At 63.4% G+C, this 19,831-nt stretch carries 23 protein-coding genes and 1 pseudogene; 21 read left to right on the top strand and 3 right to left on the bottom strand.

Going from position 1 to position 19,831, the window contains the following annotated elements; genetic code table 11:
* The first annotated feature begins 261 nt into the window (after positions 1-261).
* The 3 genes from U5A89_RS17260 to U5A89_RS17250 all read left to right on the top strand — a co-directional run bounded on the left by U5A89_RS17260 (position 262) and on the right by U5A89_RS17250 (position 3,654).
* Positions 262-1,383, top strand: coding sequence for a Ppx/GppA phosphatase family protein (locus U5A89_RS17260; RefSeq protein WP_338162267.1), 1,122 nt, complete (start codon positions 262-264; stop codon positions 1,381-1,383).
* On the top strand, positions 1,380-2,084 hold the full coding sequence (locus tag U5A89_RS17255; RefSeq protein WP_338162266.1) for an RlmE family RNA methyltransferase: 705 nt from the start codon (positions 1,380-1,382) through the stop codon (positions 2,082-2,084). Before U5A89_RS17260 ends, U5A89_RS17255 begins: the two co-directional genes overlap by 4 nt.
* Before the next feature lie 61 nt (positions 2,085-2,145).
* Positions 2,146-3,654 (top strand): YifB family Mg chelatase-like AAA ATPase, encoded by a 1,509-nt coding sequence (locus U5A89_RS17250; RefSeq protein WP_338162265.1) that lies wholly within the window; start codon positions 2,146-2,148, stop codon positions 3,652-3,654.
* 191 nt (positions 3,655-3,845) lie between these two features.
* Here the strand turns inward: U5A89_RS17250 and U5A89_RS17245 are convergent, their stop codons facing one another.
* From U5A89_RS17245 to U5A89_RS17235, 3 genes are all read right to left on the bottom strand, one after another.
* Entirely contained in the window at positions 3,846-4,229 is a 384-nt protein-coding gene (locus U5A89_RS17245) for a bactofilin family protein (protein ID WP_338162264.1), read from the bottom strand.
* Positions 4,210-5,391: a M23 family metallopeptidase gene (locus U5A89_RS17240; RefSeq protein WP_338162263.1), complete on the bottom strand. Its 1,182-nt coding sequence runs from the start codon at positions 5,389-5,391 to the stop codon at positions 4,210-4,212. The genes U5A89_RS17245 and U5A89_RS17240 overlap by 20 nt, the downstream gene beginning before the upstream one ends.
* Before the next feature lie 170 nt (positions 5,392-5,561).
* Positions 5,562-7,856, bottom strand: a complete 2,295-nt coding sequence (locus U5A89_RS17235) for a putative bifunctional diguanylate cyclase/phosphodiesterase (protein ID WP_338162262.1) — start codon at positions 7,854-7,856, stop codon at positions 5,562-5,564.
* A 354-nt stretch (positions 7,857-8,210) separates the two neighbouring features.
* Here U5A89_RS17235 and rpsL point away from each other — a divergent pair, with 354 nt between their 5' ends.
* The 18 genes and pseudogenes from rpsL (at position 8,211) to rplE (ending at position 19,802) form a co-directional block, all read left to right on the top strand.
* A complete protein-coding gene (gene rpsL, locus U5A89_RS17230) occupies positions 8,211-8,582 on the top strand; it encodes a 30S ribosomal protein S12 (protein WP_088184308.1) in 372 nt (123 codons plus the stop codon).
* 13 nt (positions 8,583-8,595) lie between these two features.
* Complete coding sequence (rpsG, locus tag U5A89_RS17225; protein WP_338162261.1) at positions 8,596-9,066, top strand: 30S ribosomal protein S7; 471 nt, start codon at positions 8,596-8,598, stop codon at positions 9,064-9,066.
* 161 nt (positions 9,067-9,227) lie between these two features.
* Entirely contained in the window at positions 9,228-11,300 is a 2,073-nt protein-coding gene (gene fusA, locus U5A89_RS17220; RefSeq protein ID WP_338162260.1) for an elongation factor G, read from the top strand.
* A gap of 137 nt (positions 11,301-11,437) precedes the next feature.
* Positions 11,438-12,628: an elongation factor Tu gene (gene tuf, locus U5A89_RS17215; protein ID WP_338162259.1), complete on the top strand. Its 1,191-nt coding sequence runs from the start codon at positions 11,438-11,440 to the stop codon at positions 12,626-12,628.
* Positions 12,629-12,836: 208 nt separating this feature from the next.
* A complete protein-coding gene (rpsJ, locus tag U5A89_RS17210; protein ID WP_007686587.1) occupies positions 12,837-13,145 on the top strand; it encodes a 30S ribosomal protein S10 in 309 nt (102 codons plus the stop codon).
* A gap of 273 nt (positions 13,146-13,418) precedes the next feature.
* Positions 13,419-14,303 (top strand): 50S ribosomal protein L3, encoded by an 885-nt coding sequence (gene rplC, locus U5A89_RS17205; RefSeq protein ID WP_338163091.1) that lies wholly within the window; start codon positions 13,419-13,421, stop codon positions 14,301-14,303.
* A gap of 3 nt (positions 14,304-14,306) precedes the next feature.
* On the top strand, positions 14,307-14,930 hold the full coding sequence (gene rplD / locus U5A89_RS17200) for a 50S ribosomal protein L4 (RefSeq protein ID WP_338162258.1): 624 nt from the start codon (positions 14,307-14,309) through the stop codon (positions 14,928-14,930).
* Positions 14,923-15,240 (top strand): 50S ribosomal protein L23, encoded by a 318-nt coding sequence (locus tag U5A89_RS17195; protein WP_326289516.1) that lies wholly within the window; start codon positions 14,923-14,925, stop codon positions 15,238-15,240. Before rplD ends, U5A89_RS17195 begins: the two co-directional genes overlap by 8 nt.
* A gap of 1 nt (position 15,241) precedes the next feature.
* Positions 15,242-16,077, top strand: a pseudogene (gene rplB / locus U5A89_RS17190) (50S ribosomal protein L2).
* A 5-nt stretch (positions 16,078-16,082) separates the two neighbouring features.
* Positions 16,083-16,358, top strand: a complete 276-nt coding sequence (rpsS, locus tag U5A89_RS17185; RefSeq protein WP_007707899.1) for a 30S ribosomal protein S19 — start codon at positions 16,083-16,085, stop codon at positions 16,356-16,358.
* Positions 16,358-16,744, top strand: a complete 387-nt coding sequence (gene rplV / locus U5A89_RS17180) for a 50S ribosomal protein L22 (RefSeq protein WP_004208717.1) — start codon at positions 16,358-16,360, stop codon at positions 16,742-16,744. Before rpsS ends, rplV begins: the two co-directional genes overlap by 1 nt.
* A gap of 4 nt (positions 16,745-16,748) precedes the next feature.
* Positions 16,749-17,444 carry a 30S ribosomal protein S3 gene (rpsC, locus tag U5A89_RS17175; protein ID WP_326289520.1) on the top strand — a complete coding sequence of 232 codons (696 nt, stop codon included), beginning with the start codon at positions 16,749-16,751 and terminating at the stop codon, positions 17,442-17,444.
* Positions 17,445-17,465: 21 nt separating this feature from the next.
* Positions 17,466-17,897, top strand: a complete 432-nt coding sequence (rplP, locus tag U5A89_RS17170) for a 50S ribosomal protein L16 (protein ID WP_056691692.1) — start codon at positions 17,466-17,468, stop codon at positions 17,895-17,897.
* Positions 17,898-17,901: 4 nt separating this feature from the next.
* Positions 17,902-18,105 (top strand): 50S ribosomal protein L29, encoded by a 204-nt coding sequence (rpmC, locus tag U5A89_RS17165; protein ID WP_056691689.1) that lies wholly within the window; start codon positions 17,902-17,904, stop codon positions 18,103-18,105.
* 12 nt (positions 18,106-18,117) lie between these two features.
* Entirely contained in the window at positions 18,118-18,381 is a 264-nt protein-coding gene (gene rpsQ / locus U5A89_RS17160; protein WP_338162257.1) for a 30S ribosomal protein S17, read from the top strand.
* Between the two features lie 166 nt (positions 18,382-18,547).
* Positions 18,548-18,916 carry a 50S ribosomal protein L14 gene (gene rplN, locus U5A89_RS17155; protein ID WP_066700946.1) on the top strand — a complete coding sequence of 123 codons (369 nt, stop codon included), beginning with the start codon at positions 18,548-18,550 and terminating at the stop codon, positions 18,914-18,916.
* Positions 18,916-19,227, top strand: a complete 312-nt coding sequence (rplX, locus tag U5A89_RS17150; RefSeq protein WP_338162256.1) for a 50S ribosomal protein L24 — start codon at positions 18,916-18,918, stop codon at positions 19,225-19,227. Before rplN ends, rplX begins: the two co-directional genes overlap by 1 nt.
* Positions 19,227-19,802 carry a 50S ribosomal protein L5 gene (gene rplE / locus U5A89_RS17145; protein ID WP_338162255.1) on the top strand — a complete coding sequence of 192 codons (576 nt, stop codon included), beginning with the start codon at positions 19,227-19,229 and terminating at the stop codon, positions 19,800-19,802. Before rplX ends, rplE begins: the two co-directional genes overlap by 1 nt.
* The last annotated feature ends 29 nt before the right edge of the window (positions 19,803-19,831 follow it).

Genomic DNA, 19,831 nt, shown 5'->3' with positions numbered 1-19,831 from the left:
AATCCATGTCATGTCTCTAAAAGGTCACATATTGTCCGATTTGTCCTATGGCGGACCAGCCCAGCGCCATGGTCTTATTCTTTTCTCATCCGAAACGATTATTGCTGTCTGCGTCGATGCATGGGCGCATCTGGTCTTTCGCCGGTCTTGTTCGCCGTGCCCGTCCGCGCCCGCCTTGCGCATCGGGCCATATCTGCTTAAGCATGGACCCAAGTTCCGGTCTCCCTTCGGCGGCTGGCGATTATAGAAGCGAGTTACGGCATGGTGCAGCAGAGCCGCCCATCGCCGCAGAGTTCCGGCCCGGCCGGCCGTTATGCGGGCAAGCGCGCCCGTCCCGGCCCGGGCGATGGGAGCAAGGCTGCGGCCATTCCGCCCCCGTCGACGCAACGGGGATTTGCGCCCCATGGCGCGCGTGATCGCCGATCCTATGCCGCGATCGACCTGGGCACCAATAATTGCCGCCTGCTGATCGCCAAGCCGTCTGCCGATGGCTTCATCGTGGTCGACGCCTTTTCGCGCATCGTGCGCCTGGGCGAAGGGTTGGCCTCCACCGGGCGGATCAGCGACGCGGCGATCGACCGCGCGATCGCCGCGTTGTCCGTCTGCGCCGACAAGCTGCGCCGCCGCCATGTGACCCTTGCCCGATCGGTCGCGACCGAAGCGTGCCGCAGGGCGTCGAACGGCGCGGAGTTCATCCAGCGCGTCTATCGCGAAACCGGCATCGCCCTCGACATCATCAGCGCGCAGGAAGAGGCGCGTCTGGCGGTGCTGGGCTGCCATGCGCTGCTGGAACCGGGCGATGGCCCGGCGCTGATCTTCGACATTGGCGGGGGATCGACCGAATTGGTGCTGGTCGATTCCAGCGGATCGGCCGGTGCGCCGCGGATCGTGGACTGGGTCAGCGCGCCATGGGGCGTAGTGTCCCTGACCGAAAGCGAGGCGTTCGAACATGCCAGCGTCGAAGAAAGGCTGGCGGCTTATGACCGGATGCGCGCGCGGGTGTCCGACGCTTTCGCGCCGCTGGCCCGCCGCCTGCCGCAGGGGGCGGAAGGTATCCGCCTGCTCGGCACGTCCGGCACGGTGACGACGCTCGCCAGCCTGCATCTGGGGCTGGCGCGCTACGACCGGCAGGCGATCGACGGGCTGATCGTGCCATGCGAATCGATGCGCGCCATTTCGCAGCGACTGTCGACCATGGCGCTGTCCGAACGGCAGAAGCTGCCCTGCATCGGCACCGAACGGGCCGACTTGGTGGTGGCGGGATGCGCGATCCTCGATTCGATCCTGGATATCTGGCCGGCGGATCGCTTGGGCGTAGCCGACCGGGGCATTCGCGAAGGCATATTGCGCGGCCTGATGGACCGCGACGGGAGAGAGATGTGAGGGGCGCTGGCGCAGGCAAGGTCCGGGTCAAGACCGCCAAGGGGCGCACCGCCCAATCGGTACGCTGGCTCGAACGCCATCTGAACGACCCCTATGTCAAAAAGGCCAAGGCGGAAGGGTGGCGCAGCCGTGCCGCCTTCAAGCTGATCGAATTGGACGAGAAATTCCATTTCGTGAAAGGGTCGCGCGCGGTCGTGGACTTGGGCGTCGCGCCGGGCGGCTGGGCGCAGGTGGTGCGCAAGCTGGCGCCCAAGGCCGCGGTGGTCGGCATCGACCTGTTGCCGACGGACGATATTGCGGGCGTCACCCTGTTTGAAATGGACTTCATGGATGACAAGGCGCCCCAGATGCTGCGCGACGCGTTGGGCGATGCGCCCGACCTGGTGATTTCCGACATGGCCGCCAATACGGTGGGGCACGCCGCGACCGACCATCTGCGCACCATGGCGCTGGTCGAGGCGGCGGCCTGGTTCGCGGTGGAAAATCTGCGCAAGGGCGGCACCTTCGTCGCCAAGGTGTTTGCTGGCGGCACCGACGGTGAACTGCTGGTCCTGCTCAAGAAGAATTTCACGACGATCAAGCACGCCAAGCCACCCGCCAGCCGTAAGGGCAGCGTCGAATGGTATGTCGTGGCGCAGGGTTTCAAGGGGCGGGCCGACGAACCGGCGAGGGGCCGGGACGGGGAGCCGATAGAGGATTGAATGGGGCAGTGCGTGTTCCCGTCTGCGCGGGAACACGGAAGATGATGAAGCGGGGGCATTTTTGGTCGCAACGGTATCGACGGTCGCGTATCTGGGGCTGGAGGCGCGCGCCGTGGAGGTGCAGTGCCAGCTGGTGCCCGGCCTGCCCAATTTCATCCTGGTCGGCCTGCCGGACAAGGCGGTTGCCGAAAGCCGCGAACGGGTGCGCAACGCCATCGCCGCGATTGGCCTGTCGCTGCCGCCCAAGCGGATCACCGTAAACCTGTCGCCCGCCGACCTGCCCAAGGAGGGATCGCATTTCGATCTGCCCATTGCGCTGGCCTTGCTGGGCGCGATGGGGGTGATCGATGCGGAGACGCTGGCGGGCTATGTCGTGGTCGGCGAATTGGGGCTGGACGGGCGCACCGCGCCGTCGCCCGGCGTGTTGCTGGCGGCGCTGCATGCGGGCGAGCAGGGCATGGGGCTGGTCTGCCCCGTCGCGCAGGGGGCGGAAGCGGCCTGGGCGGGCGAGGTCGAAGTGGTCGCCGCACCCGATCTGCTGAGCCTGCTCAACCATTTCAAGGGGACGTCGGCGCTATCGGCGCCGCAGCCGGGCGCGGTGGATGTGCCGGTGCGGACGGTCGATCTGAAACAGGTCAAGGGGCAGGAGGTCGCCAAGCGCGCGCTGGAGATCGCCGCGGCTGGCGGGCATAATTTGCTGATGGTCGGGCCGCCGGGCGCGGGCAAGTCGCTGATGGCCAGTTGCCTGCCGGGGATATTGCCGGACATGACGCCCTCCGAAGCGCTGGAAAGTTCGATGGTGGCGAGCGTCGCCGGTACGCTGGAGGGCGGGCGGATCAGCCGCGCGCGCCCCTTCCGCAATCCCCATCATAGCGCGTCGATGGCGGCGCTGGTCGGCGGCGGGCTGAAGGCGCGGCCGGGCGAGGTCAGCATGGCACATCTGGGCGTGCTGTTCCTGGACGAACTGCCGGAGTTCCAGCGCACGGTTCTCGATTCGCTGCGCCAGCCGCTGGAGACGGGGGAGGTGACGGTGGCACGGGCCAATGCGCATGTGACCTTTCCCGCGCAGGTGCAGTTGATCGCGGCGATGAACCCGTGCCGTTGCGGCCATCTGGGCGATCCGGCGCTGGCCTGCTCGCGCGCGCCACGCTGCGCGGCGGACTATCAGGCCAAGGTGTCGGGGCCGCTGCTCGACCGCATCGACCTGCATGTCGAGGTGCAGGCGGTGACCGCGGCCGACCTGGTGCTGCCGCCGCCCGCCGAGGGATCGACCGAGGTCGCCGCGCGCGTCGCGGCGGCGCGCAGCGTTCAGACGGCCCGCTATGTCGGCAGCAAGACGCGCACCAACGCGGAGGTGGATGGCGAACGGCTGGAGCAGGTCGCCGGGCCGGACGAACCGGGGCGGCAGTTACTCGCGCAAGCGGCCGCGGCGATGAAGCTGTCGGCGCGGGGCTACACCCGCGTGCTGCGCGTGGCGCGGACGATCGCGGATCTGGCGGGCGCGGAGCAGGTCGGGCGCGTGCATGTCGCCGAAGCGCTCAGCTACAGGCGGCGACCGCCGGTGAATTGAGGGATGTGTGGCGCGGCGGGGTGTGGGCAAAAATCTGCCCAAGGAAATCCGTTCGCCCTGAGCTTGTCGAAGGGTCTTACTTCTTCTTCGATCATAAGATCAAAGGGAAAGAATAGGCTTCGACCAGCTCAGCCCGAACGGGTTTCTATGTCAACAGGCTACCCAAGGATGGGAAGCCCGCCCCAACCCCTTCACCCAGCGCCGTCATTCGCGATCAGCTTCAACTCCGCTGCCGGGGCATCGCTGTCCTTGGGGCGGAAGCGGCCTTCGATGCGGCTGCCCGGTTCGATGGTGATGCGTTCATAGACGACGTCGCCGGTGATCCGGGCGCTGCTTTCCACCACCAGTTCGCCTGCCGTAATCGATCCGTCGACCAGGCCAGCGAGCCGCGCGCTTTGTGCGACGACATGGCCGGTGATGCGGCTGTCTGGTCCCTGGACTAGCGCGGCGCAACTGATGTCGCCTTCCACCACACCATCGACATGCAGGTCGACCGATGCGGACAGGTTGCCGCTGATCGTCACGTCGCCGCCGATCAGCGAGAAGGGCGTGTGTCTAGCCCCGGTTGCCGACATCGGCGAAGCGGGCCTTGGCGATTTGCTGAACTTGGAGAACATCTTGGGCAGCCTCCAGGAAGCGGCGGGGGTTGACGGCCTGGCCATTGACCCGGACCTCGAAATGCAGATGGGTGCCGGTCGAGCGGCCGGTCGATCCCATGCGGGCGATGGTGTCGCCGCGCGCGACCTTTTGTCCGACGCGGGCATTGAAACCGGACAGATGGGCGTAGCGGGTCATCAGGCCGTTGCCATGATCGACCTCCACGACATTGCCATAGCCCTGCCGCTGGCCGACATAGCTGATTTTGCCAGCCGCCGCGGCCTGGATCGGCTGGGCCATGCGGCCGGGAAAATCGATCCCGGCGTGAAAGGCGGCATGGCCGTTGAAGGGATCGCGGCGATAGCCGTAGGAACTGGTTTCCATCGGCGCGGCGGTGGGCTTGCCCGATGGGATGGTGATCAGGCTGCGCTCCAGAAACTCCATGCGGGTCAGCGCGTCGGCCAGATGTTCCAGCTCGTCGGTCATCGCGCCCTTGTCGCCCTTCCACGGCACGAAGGGGCCACCCTGGGCACGGGCGGCGCTGCGGGCGAGGCTGTCGGGGTTGAGGCCGAAGCTACGGATCGCGGCGGCCGCCTTGTCCGCGCGGCGCTCGACCGCGCTGGTCAGACGGGCGGCGAACTGGCGCTGGCGCTGCTCCAGCCGCACGAGCGGCGCGGCTTCGGGCGCCATGCTGATCTTGGCGGGCAGCGCATCGGCCGTCTCCGCCTTGGTCGGGGCGACCATATTCGCGTCCGGCGCGGCTTCGTCTTCGCTGCCGAAATGCGTCTTGTAGAGGTCGTCCATGAAGTCCTGGCGCTTTTCCAGCTCTTGCGCCAGATGCTCGACCGATTGGCGATAGCCCTCCACCTGGGTGGCGGCGGTGGCGACCGAGCGACCCTTTTGCGTCAGGGCCGCGCGTTCCTGCGCGACCGAGGCGCTGCCCGCGATCATCGCGACGGTGGCGCCGCCCCAGCCGAGCAGCGTGGCGGCCGTCAGCGCGATGGTTGTCAGCTGCGTGCGGCGGGAAATGCGGATGAATTTCACCTGCCCACCGGACCGCAGGTAGATTTCCCGCTCCGGGCACAGGCCGAGCAGCCGCTCTTTAAGGGCGGCGACCCCGTAGTTCTTGCGATGCGACAATGCGACCCCAACTCTTATATAATGGGGCGGCCGGTAACAGAGGATGGTCGCAGGGGCGAATCGATCGGGACGCGGTCGTGACGAATCGAGCGATGCGCGCGGCAAAATGATCCATCGACCTTTTTGTTCCGCCGGGCCGATCGATCATTCAACAAAAATGGCCGATCATATCAGTGGTGTCGGATGCTGTCAGGATGACCGATCAACGTCACCACATCGGCCGCGGCCATCGCCCCGCCGAAATGATAGCCCTGCGCCATGTGGCAGCCGCCAGCGCGCAGATAATCGAGCTGCTGCTGATTTTCCACGCCTTCCGCCACGGTGCGAATGCCCAGGCTGTAGGCGAGGTTCAGCACGGTGCGCACGATGGCGGCATCGTCCGGGTCGGTTTCCAGGTCGCGCACGAAGCGCTGGTCGATCTTGATGACGTCGATCGGAAATTGCTTGAGGTGGGAGAGCGAGGCATAGCCGGTGCCGAAGTCATCGAGCGCGATGGCGACGCCCGCATCGCTCAACCGCTGGAGCAGGCGGCCCACCCGTTCGGCATTGCGGCCCAGGAACACCGATTCGGTCACTTCCAGTTCAATGATCGCGGGCGGCAGGCCAGCCTCCGCCAATTTCCCCAGCAACTGGTCGGCAAAGGCATCGTCGTTGAGGTCAGCGCCCGACACGTTGAAGGCGACATGGCCGAAGGGCAGGTCCGCGTCGCGCCAGCGGCGGCAATCGGCCAATATGCCGTCGATCATCTGCGCGGTGATGGCGGGGCCGAGTTCGGGATGCTCGAAGGCGGCGGCGATATCGACGGGCATGATGATCGTGCCGTCGTCCGTGGGGCAGCGGAACAGCGCCTCGAACCCCACCAGCGCGCCGGTCGCCAGGTCGATCTTGGGCTGATACCAGGGGCAGGGATGTTCCTGCGCCAATAGGTGGCGGGCGCGGTCCAGCATCGTCGCCTCCCGATCCCAATTGGCAAGCAGCGCGGGTTCGAACAGCGTCGCGCGGCCGCGCCCATTATTCTTGGCATGATAGAGGGCGATGTCGGCATGTTTGATCAGCGCGGTGACATCGCCGCCATGATCGGGAAACAGCGCCACGCCGATGCTGACGCGCGCCTCGATCGGCCGTCCGCGATAGCTGAGCGGGGCATGGAGATGGTCGGTGATGCGCGTCAGGATCGTCTGCAATGCGTCGATGTCGCGCAAGCGGGTCAGCAATACGGCAAATTCGTCGCCGCCCATGCGCGCGACCAGATCGCCGGGTCGCAGCGCCTGGCGCAAGCGGGTGGCGACGGCGCAGAGCAGGGCGTCGCCCGCGTCATGACCGGCGGTGTCGTTGACGCGCTTGAATTCGTCCAGATCGATCAGCAGGATCGCGGATTGCGCCGCGTGCGCCAGGCGCGCCGCCGTGCCGCTGGTCGCATGGGTGACGGCCGCCATGAAATGGGCGCGGTTGGCAAGGCCCGTGAGCGCGTCGGTCATCGCCAGCCGTTCCAGATGCTGTTCGGCTTCCTTGCGTTCGGTAATGTCGACCACGCTCGTGACGATACAAGGCGCGTCATCGACCAGGATCGGACGGGACGACAATAATGTGTCGCGAATCTGGCCGTCCGCGCGGCGCATGCGACATTCGAAATTGTCGACCTGCTTTTCGCGCCGCAGTATCGAGAATAGCTGGTTGCGCACGGGCAGGTCGACATAGGTCTGTTCGACATGGTCGAGCGCAATGTCTTCGCCCATGGCATAGGCGTCTTTGGCGGCCTGGTTGAGCCTCAATATCCTGCCATCGTCGCGGGTTACGAGCAGGGGAATGGGCACGGCCATGAACATCCGCTCCAGCGTGTCGAGGCCGTTGGCGAGCGCGGTCTGTGCGGCGCGCGCCATGCGGCTGGCGGTCCATTCCTGCCGTTGCAGCCGGTTGTTGCGAGTGACGGCGAGCGACATGCCGCAATGCAGGATCAGCATCGCCAGAATCATCCCGATCGCGGTATGGCTGTGTGGCGCCGGGGTGATATAGCCGGTCAGCATCGCGATCGCGCAGCCCAGCCCGCCGCCGACATTGCCGCGAAAACTGGTCGGCACGACGAGGTAGAAGACGAGCGGCAGCATCACCAGGACGAACAGCGCGATATCGCTGCGCGACGTCACCAGCAGGGCGACGCCGATCGCGGTGATCGTCTGCCACAGAAAACAGAGTCGCTCGATCGCGCGGAACGAGTGCGCCCGCCGCCACAGAGCAAGGCAAAGCAGCGATCCCGCGACCACGGCCAGGCGGGACGGGATGGCGACCCAGAAATGCGGCGTGCCGGCAAAACGCCAGTCGCTGACCAGGAACATCGCGTTGAGCAGGGCGGCCAGGGCGAACAGCGTCCGGGCATGGCGGCGGGTTTCGGGCAGTCGTTCGGCCTGAAATGCCGATTCCCGTGCAGGATCGAGAAATTCGCCGGTAAAGGAAGATAAGTGAGTCACATCGCGTCCAGGCTGAGCGGAGCATCATGATAGCGATGTTAAGGTTAGTAATTCGCTAAATCCGTCGAAACGCTACCGTCACCGCAACCGGCTATCAATCGCGACGGACGCTCGCTTGACCGGTCGGGTGCGCGTCGCTATAGGCGCGGCTGCCCAGCGGCCTGCCGTGCGGAGATTCGTCTCCCTCGCGTCATATCCACCGGGCGACACTAGAGCTGAACATTGCCGGGTGCTCTTGCGGCTCCAGGGGGCTTATGCCCACCGGGGCCTTTGCCGTTTGGTCGAATCCATCGTCCAAAGGGTGCGAGACGCGGGGATGCCCAGGTAAAGTAACTGAAAAAGGTGAAGGGCTTCATGCCAACAATCAACCAGCTGGTCCGCAATGGCCGCGATCCGCAGAAGGCCAAGAGCAAGGTCCCTGCAATGGAGGCAAATCCGCAGAAGCGCGGCGTTTGCACCCGCGTTTACACAACGACCCCGAAGAAGCCGAACTCGGCGCTTCGCAAGGTGGCCAAGGTTCGCCTAGTCAACCAGCGCGAAGTCATCACCTATATTCCGGGTGAAGGCCACAACCTGCAGGAACATAGCGTCGTGTTGATCCGCGGCGGTCGTGTCCGCGATCTTCCGGGCGTGCGCTACCACGTTCTTCGCGGCGTTCTGGATACCCAGGGCGTCAAGGATCGTAAGCAGAGCCGTTCGAAGTACGGCGCGAAGCGTCCGAAGTAAGGGAGACCAGAATATGTCACGTCGTCGTCGCCCCGAAAAGCGCATCATCCTGCCCGATCCCAAGTTCGGGGATATCGTGCTTTCCAAGTTCATGAACTCCATCATGCAGGACGGCAAGAAAGCCGTTGCCGAATTGATCGTTTATGGCGCCCTCGAAACCGTCGAGACTCGCGCCAAGAAAGATCCGATCGGCATGTTCCATGACGCGCTGAACAACATCAAGCCGGGCATCGAAGTGCGCAGCCGCCGCGTCGGCGGTGCGACCTACCAGGTGCCCGTCGAAGTGCGTCCCGAGCGTTCGCAGGCTCTGGCGATCCGCTGGCTGATCACCGCTGCGCGCAATCGCAGCGAGACCACCATGGCGGCCCGCCTGTCCGGCGAACTGATGGACGCCGCCAACAATCGCGGTAACGCGGTCAAGAAGCGCGAAGACACGCACCGCATGGCGGAAGCGAACCGCGCCTTCTCGCACTATCGCTGGTAACAGAGATTGGCGGGGTGGGGGCCGATGGGCGCCCACCCCGTTTATCGCTCTAAAAATCCATCCGTTCGTCGTGGGTCTACCCATGGCGGACGGATTGGTTTAGGGGCCACCCAGATCATACGAATCCCCAACCGCCGGCGCACCGGCAACGGAGAAGCATCATGGCCCGCAGCCATCCGCTCGAAAAATATCGCAATTTCGGTATCATGGCGCATATCGACGCCGGCAAGACCACCACGACCGAGCGTATCCTCTACTATACCGGCAAGTCCTACAAGATCGGCGAAGTCCATGATGGCGCCGCGACCATGGACTGGATGGAGCAGGAGCAGGAGCGTGGGATCACCATCACGTCGGCTGCGACCACGTGCATCTGGAACGATCATCGCCTGAACATCATCGACACCCCCGGCCACGTCGACTTCACCATCGAAGTCGAACGCTCGCTGCGCGTGCTCGACGGCGCGGTCGCCGCGTTCGACGGCGTTGCCGGCGTTGAGCCGCAGTCGGAAACGGTGTGGCGCCAGGCGGACAAGTATAAGGTTCCGCGGATGTGCTTCATCAACAAGCTCGACCGCACCGGCGCCAATTTCTATTATTGCGTGCAGACGATCATCGATCGCCTGGGCGCCAAGCCTGCGGTCCTGTATCTGCCGATCGGCGCGGAATTGGATTTCCGTGGCCTGGTCGACCTGGTCGAAGATCGCGCGATCATCTGGAAGGATGAAAATCTCGGCGCGGAATTCTCCTATGAGGCGATTCCCGAAGACTTGGCCGACAAGGCTGCCGAATATCGCGAAAAGCTGATCGAACTCGCCGTCGAACAGGATGACGAGGCGATGGAAGCCTATCTCGAAGGCAATCTGCCCGACACCGCGACATTGAAGGCGCTGATCCGCAAGGGCACGCTGAACCAGTCGTTCGTGCCCGTCCTGTGCGGCTCGGCCTTCAAGAACAAGGGCGTTCAGCCCCTGCTCGACGCGGTCGTGGACTATCTGCCTTCGCCGCTCGACATCGAAGACGTGCAGGGCATCAACCCCGACAATGACGAGCCGGACAGCCGTGCGACTTCGGACGACGCGCCTTTCTCCGGCCTGGCGTTCAAGATCATGAACGATCCGTTCGTCGGCTCGCTGACTTTCCTGCGCGTCTATTCGGGCACCCTGACCAAGGGCACCTATCTGAACTCGGTCAAGGACAAGAAGGAAAAGATCGGCCGCATGCTGCTGATGCATGCGAACAGCCGTGAAGATATCGACGCGGCCTATGCCGGCGACATCGTCGCGCTGGCGGGCATGAAGGAAACCACCACCGGGGATACGCTGTGCGCCGAGCGCAAGCCGATCATCCTGGAGCGGATGGAATTCCCCGAGCCGGTCATCGAACTGTCGGTGGAACCCAAGACCAAGGCCGACCAGGAAAAGATGGGCGTCGCGCTCAACCGCCTGGCTGCCGAAGATCCGTCCTTCCGCGTGTCGACCGATCACGAATTGGGCCAGACCATCATCAAGGGCATGGGCGAACTTCACCTCGAAATCCTGGTCGACCGCATGAAGCGCGAGTTCAAGGTCGAGGCGAATGTCGGTGCGCCGCAGGTGGCCTATCGCGAATATCTCAAGAAGCCCGTCGACGTCGACTATACCCACAAAAAGCAGTCGGGCGGCACCGGCCAGTTCGGCCGCATCAAGGTGAAGGTGACCCCGGGCGAGCGTGGCGCGGGCATCATCTTCAAGGATGAGATCAAGGGCGGTAATATTCCCAAGGAATATATCCCCGCGATCGAAAAGGGCATGCGCGAAACCGCAGCGACCGGTTCGCTGATCGGCTTCCCGATCATCGATTTCGAAATCAACCTGTATGACGGCGCCTATCATGACGTCGACTCGTCGGCACTGGCGTTCGAAATCACCGGCCGCGCCGCCATGCGCGAAGTCGCGCAAAAGGCGGGCATCACGCTGCTCGAACCGGTCATGAAGGTCGAAGTCGTCACTCCGGAAGAATATCTGGGCGACGTCATCGGCGACATGAACAGCCGTCGTGGCCAGATCCAGGGCACCGACACGCGCGGCAACGCGCAGATCGTCGAAGCCATGGTGCCGCTGGCCAACATGTTCGGCTATGTGAACTCGTTGCGTTCCTTCACCCAGGGCCGTGCGAACTATTCGATGACGTTCTCGCACTATGACGAAGTGCCGCAGAATGTGGCGGATGAAGTCAAGGCGAAGATGGCCTGATGACTTTCCCATGCCGAGCCGTGCGAGCGGCTCGGTTAGGGGCTGGTAATCTGTAAATTTGCTGCTATGGACGCGCCTTCGCGAGGCGCGGCCGAGCGGTCAGACCCAAGCTGATTTTGATTAGAAGGTAGGATAAAATGGCTAAGGCTAAGTTTGAGCGGAACAAGCCGCACTGCAACATCGGCACCATCGGTCACGTCGACCATGGCAAGACCTCGCTGACCGCAGCGATCACCAAGGTGCTCGCCGAAACCGGCGGCGCGACCTTCACGTCGTACGACAATATCGACAAGGCGCCCGAAGAGCGCGAGCGCGGCATCACCATTTCGACCGCCCACGTCGAATATGAAACCGAAGCGCGCCACTATGCGCACGTCGACTGCCCGGGTCACGCCGACTACGTCAAGAACATGATCACCGGTGCCGCCCAGATGGACGGCGCGATCCTGGTCGTGTCGGCCACCGACGGCCCGATGCCCCAGACCCGTGAGCACATCCTGCTCGCCCGTCAGGTCGGCGTTCCCCAGCTGGTCGTGTTCATGAACAAGGTCGACCTGGTCGACGACGCCGAAATCCTCGAACTGGTCGAGCTGGAAATCCGCGAACTGCTCAGCAGCTACGATTTCGACGGCGACAACATCCCCGTCATCCCCGGTTCGGCCGTTGCCGCGCTGCAGGACAAGACGCCTGAAATCGGCCATGACGCCGTTCTCAAGCTGATGGCTGCCGTCGACGACTTCATCCCGCAGCCCGAGCGTCCGGTCGACAAGCCCTTCCTGATGCCGATCGAAGACGTGTTCTCGATCTCGGGTCGTGGTACGGTCGTCACCGGCCGCGTCGAAACCGGCATCATCAAGGTTGGTGAAGAAGTCGAAATCGTCGGCCTCAAGGACACCACCAAGACGACCGTCACCGGCGTTGAAATGTTCCGCAAGCTGCTCGACGAAGGTCGTGCAGGCGACAATATCGGCGCCTTGGTGCGCGGCACGAAGCGTGAAGACGTTGAACGCGGTCAGGTTCTGGCGAAGCCCGGCACCATCACCCCGCACACCGAATTCGACGCCGAAGTGTACGTGCTGTCGAAGGAAGAAGGCGGCCGTCACACCCCGTTCTTCGCGAACTATCGTCCGCAGTTCTACTTCCGCACCACCGACGTGACCGGCGAAGTGATCCTCCCCGAGGGCACCGAGATGGTCATGCCTGGCGATAACGTCAAGCTCGGCGTCAAGCTGATCGCACCGATCGCCATGGACGCCGGCCTGCGCTTCGCAATCCGCGAAGGCGGCCGCACCGTCGGCGCAGGGGTTGTCGGCACGATCTCGAAGTAATATAGGACCGCAGCGGCGCGAATCGCCTGATTCGCGCCGCTCGGTATTTTAACCGCCCCGGATCGCCTTTCTCCGGCTCGCAAGAGCTAGAAGGGCAGTTTACGGGGCGGATATTTTTTGTTGGCGCATTTTCACAAGTCATCGGCTGCTCCGGCTGATTTTTGAAAATGCTCTGCGTTTTTGGCTCTTTCGCATCGGTACAGGAACTATGGACAGCAACATCCGCATTCGCCTCAAGGCGTTCGATCATCGCGTGCTCGATCAGGCGACCGGCGACATCGCCGACACCGCCCGCCGCACCGGCGCCCTTATTCGCGGTCCGATTCCCCTTCCGACGCGCATCGAAAAGTTCACGGTCAACCGTGGCCCGCACATCGACAAGAAGTCGCGCGAGCAGTTCGAGGTCCGCACCTACAAGCGCATGCTTGACATTGTGCAGCCGACGCCGCAGACGGTCGACGCGCTGATGAAGCTGGATCTGGCTGCCGGCGTGAACGTCGAGATCAAGTTGGCCTAAAGCCGACAAGTCCCCGCACTTCGTGAAGAAGCGCAGGGTATCGGGCATTTCGGGAAACCGGAAGCTCACACGACACAAGGGATACCGCACAGCACTGGGTAACCAGCGGGTCTGTGGTTCTGGTCCCCCGTCGCCGTTCCCGAGCAGGGGGTGGCATCCAACCCGGACGGGGTGATCTATACATTGGGTTGGGCCGCGAAGGAGAGATCCTGAGCGGTTTTTTCGTTGGATACGCCCGCGGCTTTTCGCGGGCCTCTATGGGAGTAATCAGTGATGCGCACAGGCGTGATCGCTAAGAAAGTCGGGATGACCCGTCTGTTCCAAGAGGACGGACGTCATGTTCCCGTTACGGTTCTGGCCCTCGAAGGCAACCAGGTCGTGGCGCGTAAGGATGTCGACAGCGACGGCTATGTAGCCGTTCAGTTGGGCGCCGGCGTTGCGAAGGTTAAGAATGTCGCGAAGCCGCAGCGCGGTCACTTCGCCAAGGCGCAGGTCGAGCCGAAGGCGCGACTGGTCGAATTCCGCGTCGCCGAGGATGCGCTCCTCGATGTCGGCGTTGAAATCGCTGCCGATCATTTCATCGCAGGGCAACTGGTCGATGTCGCAGGCCATACCCAGGGTAAGGGTTTCGCCGGCGCCATGAAGCGTTGGGGCTTCGGCGGTATGCGCGCCACCCACGGCGTGTCGATCAGCCATCGTGCCCATGGTTCGACGGGTAACCGCCAGGATCCGGGCCGCGTCTTCAAGAACAAGAAGATGGCCGGTCACATGGGCGACCGTGAGCGTACCCAGCAGAATCTGGAAATCGTGCGCACCGACGTGGAGCGAGGCCTGATCTTCGTGAAGGGCAGCGTTCCCGGCGCGAAGGGCACGTGGCTGACCGTTCAGGACGCCGTCAAGGTGCCCCGTCCGGCCGACGTTCCCTATCCTGCCAGCCTGCTGGCCAAGGGCGTTGTCCATGAAGAGGACGACACGACCCCCGGTCTGGTCCCTGAAGCCGCTGCGCATCCCATCGCGCCGCTGCCCGGTGACGACGAAGTCAAGGCCGGTGTCGCCGCTTCGGACGCGCAGGCGAACGAAGAGGGTGTCAACGACCCGCAGAACGCAACCCCGACCGATGGCGACGACGCCAACGGTACGCCTGGCCAGGAGGGCTAAACCATGAAGGTCAAGGTACAGACCCTCGACGCAGCGGAAGCTGGCGATCTGGAGCTTAACGATGCCGTATTCGGTGTCGAGCCTCGCGCCGACATCCTGCACCGCGTCGTCACCTGGCAGCTCGAAAAGCGTCGCGGCACCGCCCGCGGCACCCGCGAGCGTAGCGACGTTGCCCGCACCGGCAAGAAGTTCGGCCGCCAGAAGGGCGGCGGCACCGCCCGTCACGGCGATCGCCGCGCGCCGGTGTTCATCGGTGGTGGTAAGGCGCACGGCGCCCGCGTCCGCGACTTCAACCCTTCGCTGAACAAGAAGGTTCGCGCGCTGGGTCTGAAGATGGCGCTGTCGTCGAAGGCGAAAGCCGGTACGCTCACGATCATCGACAGCCTGGACGTTGCCGAAGGCAAGACCAAGGCGCTGGTCGCCAACCTCGCCAAGCTGAACCTCACCAAGGTGCTGTTCATCGACGGCGACGCGGTGAACATCAGCTTCGCCAAGGCATCGGCCAACATCATCGGCGTGGACCTGCTCCCTGCCGTTGGCGCCAATGTCTATGACATCCTGAAGGCCAACTCGCTGGTGCTCACCCGCGCCGCGGTCGAAAAGCTGGAGGCCCGTTTCAATGGCTAAGAAGCAAGCCGCGACCGTCGACAACCGTCATTATGACGTCGTTGTCGCCCCGCACATCACCGAGAAGTCGACCCTTCTCAGCGAAAATAATGCCGTGGTCTTCAAGGTGGCGGGCGATGCCTCCAAGCCTGAGATCAAGGCCGCTGTCGAAGCGATCTGGGGCGTTGACGTCAAGAGCGTCAACACGCTGGTCGTGAAGGGCAAGACGAAGCGCTGGAAGGGCAAGCCCTACAAGCGCAACGACGTGAAGAAGGCGATCGTCCGCCTGGCCGAAGGCCAGTCGATCGATATCACCGAGGGAGTCCGCTAAGATGGCTCTTAAGCATTATAACCCGACCAGCCCGGCCCGCCGCGGCCTGATCCTGGTCGACAAGTCCAGCCTGCACAAGGGCAAGCCCGTCAAGGCGCTGACCGAAGGCAAGCGCAAGACCGGTGGCCGCAACAACAAGGGTCATGTGACCTCGCGCGGTATCGGTGGCGGTCATAAGCAGCGCTATCGCATCATCGACTTCAAGCGTCGCTTGTGGGATGTCGAAGGTACGGTCGAGCGTCTGGAATATGACCCCAACCGCACTGCCTTCATTGCGCTGGTCAACTATCCCGACGGCACCCAGGCCTATATCCTGGCGCCGCAGCGTCTGGCCCCCGGTGACAAGGTCATCGCGGCCAAGAAGACCGACGTGAAGCCGGGCAACGCGATGGAACTGGGTCAGATGCCGGTTGGCACGATCATCCACAACATCGAGATGAAGCCGGGCAAGGGCGGTCAGCTCTGCCGTTCGGCGGGCACCTATGCCCAGCTGGTCGGTCGCGATCGTGGCATGGTGATGGTGCGTTTGTCCTCGGGCGAACAGCGCTACATCCGTTCGGACTGCATGGGCACCATCGGCGCCGTCAGCAACCCGGACAATGGCAACACCAACCTCGCCAAGGCAGGCCGCAACCGTTGGAACGGTATCCGCCCGCTGACGCGCGGCGTCGCCAAGAACCCGGTCGATCACCCCCATGGTGGTGGTGAAGGCCGCACCTCGGGCGGCCGTCATCCGGTTACCCCCTGGGCAAGCCGACCAAGGGTGCGCGCACCCGCCACAACAAGGCGACGGACAAGATGATTATCCGTAGCCGCCACGCGAAGAAGAAGAGGTAAGCGAGATGGCTCGTTCCGTCTGGAAAGGTCCTTTCGTGGACCTCAGCCTTCTGAAGAAGGCGGAAACCGCGCAGGACGCGGGTGGCCGTGCGCCGATCAAGACCTGGTCGCGCCGTTCCACCATCCTGCCGCAGTTCGTTGGCCTGACGTTCAACGTCTATAACGGCCGCAAGCATGTTCCGGTGTCCGTGAACGAGGATATGGTGGGTCACAAGCTGGGCGAATTCGCTCCGACCCGCTTCTTCCCCGGCCACGCCGCCGACAAGAAGGGCAAGCGCTGATGAGCAAGGAAAAGGCTCCCCGTCGCGTCGCCGACAATGAGGCGCTGGCCGTTGGCACGCAGATCCGTGGTTCGGCCCAGAAGCTGAACCTGGTCGCCACGCTTATCCGCGGCCGCAAGGTCGAGGACGCGCTGAACATCCTCGCCTTCTCCAAGAAGGCGATGGCGGTCGACGTGCGCAAGGTGCTGGCTTCGGCCATCGCCAACGCGGAAAACAACCACAATCTGGACGTCGACGCGCTCGTCGTCGCGGAAGCATCGGTCGGCAAGAGCTTCACGCTCAAGCGCTTCCATGCCCGCGGTCGCGGCAAGTCGACCCGGATCCTCAAGCCCTTCAGCCGCGTGCGCATCGTCGTACGTGAAGCTGGCGAAGAAGCGGAGGCGTAAGCACATGGGTCACAAGAGCAATCCGATCGGTCTGCGTCTCCAGATCAACCGTACCTGGGACAGCCGCTGGTTCGCCGAAGGCGCCGACTATGGTCGCCTGCTGCTGGAAGATCTCAAGATCCGCCAGTTCATCTTCAAGAACCTGCCGCAGGCCGCGATCTCCAAGGTCGTGATCGAGCGTCCGGCCAAGCTGTGCCGCGTGTCGATCTATGCCGCCCGTCCAGGCGTCATCATCGGCAAGAAGGGTGCGGACATCGAAAAGCTTCGCAAGAAGCTGGGCGCGCTGACCTCGTCCGACGTGTCGCTGAACATCGTCGAGATCCGCAAGCCGGAAGTCGATTCCAAGCTCGTCGCACAGGGCATCGCCGATCAGCTGGAACGCCGCGTGGCTTTCCGCCGTGCGATGAAGCGTGCAGTGCAGTCGGCCCTGCGTCTGGGCGCCGAAGGCATCAAGATCACCTGCGGCGGCCGTCTGGGCGGCGCGGAGATCGCGCGCGTCGAATGGTATCGCGAAGGTCGCGTGCCGTTGCACACGCTGCGTGCGAACGTCGACTATGCCGAAGCCACGGCGCATACCGCCTATGGCGTGTGCGGCATCAAGGTCTGGATCTTCAAGGGCGAGATTCTCGGCCATGATCCGTTCGCGACCGACCGGCTGATGCTGGAGGCTCAGACCTCCGGCGTGCGCCCGGCGCGCTGAAGATAAGAAGGTAATAGCGTCATGCTGCAACCGAAGAAAATGAAGTTCCGCAAGACCTTCAAGGGTCGGATCAAGGGCGATGCCAAGGGTGGCTCGGCTCTGAACTTCGGTTCCTATGGCTTGAAGGCCATGGAACCCGAGCGCGTCACCGCGCGCCAGATCGAAGCGGCTCGCCGCGCGATCACCCGTCACATCCGCCGTCAGGGCCGGTTGTGGATCCGCATCTTCCCCGACGTTCCGGTGTCGAAGAAGCCTGCCGAAGTCCGTCAGGGCAAGGGCAAGGGTTCGGTCGAATATTGGGCCGCTCGCGTGAAGCCGGGCCGCATCCTGTTCGAACTGGACGGCGTACCGGGTCCGCTCGCAGCAGAGGCCTTCTCGCGCGCCGCGATGAAGCTGCCCATCAAGACCAAGGTCGTCGCCCGCCTCGGCGACACCTCGCATCTGGAGGGTTAAGCACATGGCGAATGTTGCAGACCTGAAGACCAAGACGGACGACGAACTGTCGACCGAACTCAACAACCTGAAGCGCGAGCAGTTCAATCTGCGTTTCCAGGCGGCCACCAACCAGCTGGAAAAGCCCAGCCGGGTCAAGGAAGTCCGCCGGTCGATCGCGCAGATCAAGACCCTGCAGACGGAGCGTAACAGCTCCGCCGCGAAGTAAAGGAAACACACGATGCCCAAGCGCGTGCTGACGGGAACGGTGGTTTCCGACAAGACCGACAAGACGGTGGTGGTTCGTGTAGAGCGCAAGGTTAAGCACGCGCTCTACGGCAAGATCATCCGCCGTTCTAAGAAGTACCATGCCCATGACGAGGGCAATATCTACAAGGAAGGCGAAACGGTCCGAATCGAAGAGACCGCGCCGCTTTCCAAGCTCAAGACCTGGAAGGTCATCGAGCGCGTGGATACCCACAAGTCGCCGGAAACGGCGTCCTGAGGGAAGGCTCGCTGAGCCTTTGACTCTAATTGCGACGCGGGGCTGGCCTTTTCCTTCGGAAAGGGTTACAGGCCCGCGCTTCGCGTAGAGTCACCGGGCTTTAGGCTGATGAATTCGGAACCGCCGGGAATTGACCCGGTAGGCCAAATAAGAAGGAACCGGATCTATGATCCAGATGCAATCCAATCTTGACGTCGCTGACAACAGCGGCGCCAAGCGCGTCCAGTGCATCAAGGTGCTGGGCGGCTCGAAGCGTCGCTTCGCTGGCGTGGGCGACATCATCGTCGTCTCGATCAAGGAAGCTGCGCCGCGTGGCAAGGTGAAGAAGGGTGACGTGCATCGCGCGGTCATCGTGCGCACCGCCAAGGACATCCGTCGCGCCGACGGCAGCGTCATTCGTTTCGATGGTAACGCCGCGGTCCTGATCAACAAGAATCAGGAGCCGATCGGTACGCGTATCTTTGGCCCCGTCGTTCGTGAGCTGCGTGCAAAGCAGCACATGAAGATCATCAGCCTTGCTCCCGAGGTGCTGTAATGAGCGCTGCCAAGATCAAGAAGGGCGACAAGGTCGTCGTGCTGGCTGGCAAGGACAAGGGCCGTACCGGTTCCGTCCTCGCCGTGATGCCCAAGGACGACAAGGTCCTGGTGGAAGGCATCAACGTGCATGCCAAGCATCGCAAGCCCGACCAGGCGAACCCGCAGGGCGGCATCGACCGCAAGCCTGCGCCGCTCCACATTTCGAACGTCGCTGTCGCCGGTGCGGATGGCAAGCCGACCCGCGTCCGTTTCGAGGATCGCGACGGCAAGAAGGTCCGCGTCGCCGTCAAGTCCGGTGAGGTGCTGTAATGGCCGACAAATATATCCCGCGCTCCAAGGCGCTGTATGACGCCGAAATCGCCAAGGCGATGACCGAGAAGTTCGGTTACAAGAACGTCATGGAAGTCCCCAAGATCGACAAGATCACGCTTAACATGGGCGTGGGCGAAGCGACCCAGGACAAGAAGAAGGTCACGTCGGCCGCCGAGGAAATGGAACTGATCGCCGGCCAGAAGCCGGTCATCACCAAGGCGAAGAAGTCGATCGCGCAGTTCAAGCTGCGTGAAGGCATGCCGATCGGTGCCAAGGTCACGCTGCGCCGCGAGCGCATGTATGAATTCCTGGACCGCATGATCAACATCGCTCTGCCCCGCGTCCGCGATTTTCGTGGTCTCAATCCGAAGAGCTTCGATGGCCGTGGCAACTATGCCTTCGGCATCAAGGAGCAGATCATCTTCCCAGAGATCAGCTATGACCGTGTCGACAAGGTGCGCGGCATGGACATCATCGTGACCACCACCGCGAAGACGGACGACGAAGCGCGCGAACTGCTGCGCCTCTTCGGCTTCCCCTTCCCGCAGGAAGAAGAGAAGCAGGCGGCCTGATAGGGTCCCGCTTCTCTCCCAACGCTAAA

It is taken from the genome of Sphingobium sp. HWE2-09 (assembly GCF_035989265.1).
Lineage (GTDB): Bacteria > Pseudomonadota > Alphaproteobacteria > Sphingomonadales > Sphingomonadaceae > Sphingobium.
The sequence above is the reverse complement of the archived record's forward strand: the minus strand, read 5'-3'. Positions and strand labels throughout refer to the sequence as shown.

Excerpts from the sequence above, each read along its gene's own strand:
- U5A89_RS17260 (WP_338162267.1), top strand. The coding sequence starts at position 262 with ATGGTGCAGCAGAGCCGCCCATCGCCGCAGAGTTCCGGCCCGGCCGGC.
- U5A89_RS17245 (WP_338162264.1), bottom strand. The coding sequence starts at position 4,229 with ATGTCGGCAACCGGGGCTAGACACACGCCCTTCTCGCTGATCGGCGGC.
- rpsL (WP_088184308.1), top strand. The coding sequence starts at position 8,211 with ATGCCAACAATCAACCAGCTGGTCCGCAATGGCCGCGATCCGCAGAAG.
- rpsG (WP_338162261.1), top strand. The coding sequence starts at position 8,596 with ATGTCACGTCGTCGTCGCCCCGAAAAGCGCATCATCCTGCCCGATCCC.
- fusA (WP_338162260.1), top strand. The coding sequence starts at position 9,228 with ATGGCCCGCAGCCATCCGCTCGAAAAATATCGCAATTTCGGTATCATG.
- tuf (WP_338162259.1), top strand. The coding sequence starts at position 11,438 with ATGGCTAAGGCTAAGTTTGAGCGGAACAAGCCGCACTGCAACATCGGC.
- rpsJ (WP_007686587.1), top strand. The coding sequence starts at position 12,837 with ATGGACAGCAACATCCGCATTCGCCTCAAGGCGTTCGATCATCGCGTG.
- rplC (WP_338163091.1), top strand. The coding sequence starts at position 13,419 with ATGCGCACAGGCGTGATCGCTAAGAAAGTCGGGATGACCCGTCTGTTC.
- rplD (WP_338162258.1), top strand. The coding sequence starts at position 14,307 with ATGAAGGTCAAGGTACAGACCCTCGACGCAGCGGAAGCTGGCGATCTG.
- U5A89_RS17195 (WP_326289516.1), top strand. The coding sequence starts at position 14,923 with ATGGCTAAGAAGCAAGCCGCGACCGTCGACAACCGTCATTATGACGTC.
- rpsS (WP_007707899.1), top strand. The coding sequence starts at position 16,083 with ATGGCTCGTTCCGTCTGGAAAGGTCCTTTCGTGGACCTCAGCCTTCTG.
- rplV (WP_004208717.1), top strand. The coding sequence starts at position 16,358 with ATGAGCAAGGAAAAGGCTCCCCGTCGCGTCGCCGACAATGAGGCGCTG.
- rpsC (WP_326289520.1), top strand. The coding sequence starts at position 16,749 with ATGGGTCACAAGAGCAATCCGATCGGTCTGCGTCTCCAGATCAACCGT.
- rplP (WP_056691692.1), top strand. The coding sequence starts at position 17,466 with ATGCTGCAACCGAAGAAAATGAAGTTCCGCAAGACCTTCAAGGGTCGG.
- rpmC (WP_056691689.1), top strand. The coding sequence starts at position 17,902 with ATGGCGAATGTTGCAGACCTGAAGACCAAGACGGACGACGAACTGTCG.
- rpsQ (WP_338162257.1), top strand. The coding sequence starts at position 18,118 with ATGCCCAAGCGCGTGCTGACGGGAACGGTGGTTTCCGACAAGACCGAC.
- rplN (WP_066700946.1), top strand. The coding sequence starts at position 18,548 with ATGATCCAGATGCAATCCAATCTTGACGTCGCTGACAACAGCGGCGCC.
- rplX (WP_338162256.1), top strand. The coding sequence starts at position 18,916 with ATGAGCGCTGCCAAGATCAAGAAGGGCGACAAGGTCGTCGTGCTGGCT.
- rplE (WP_338162255.1), top strand. The coding sequence starts at position 19,227 with ATGGCCGACAAATATATCCCGCGCTCCAAGGCGCTGTATGACGCCGAA.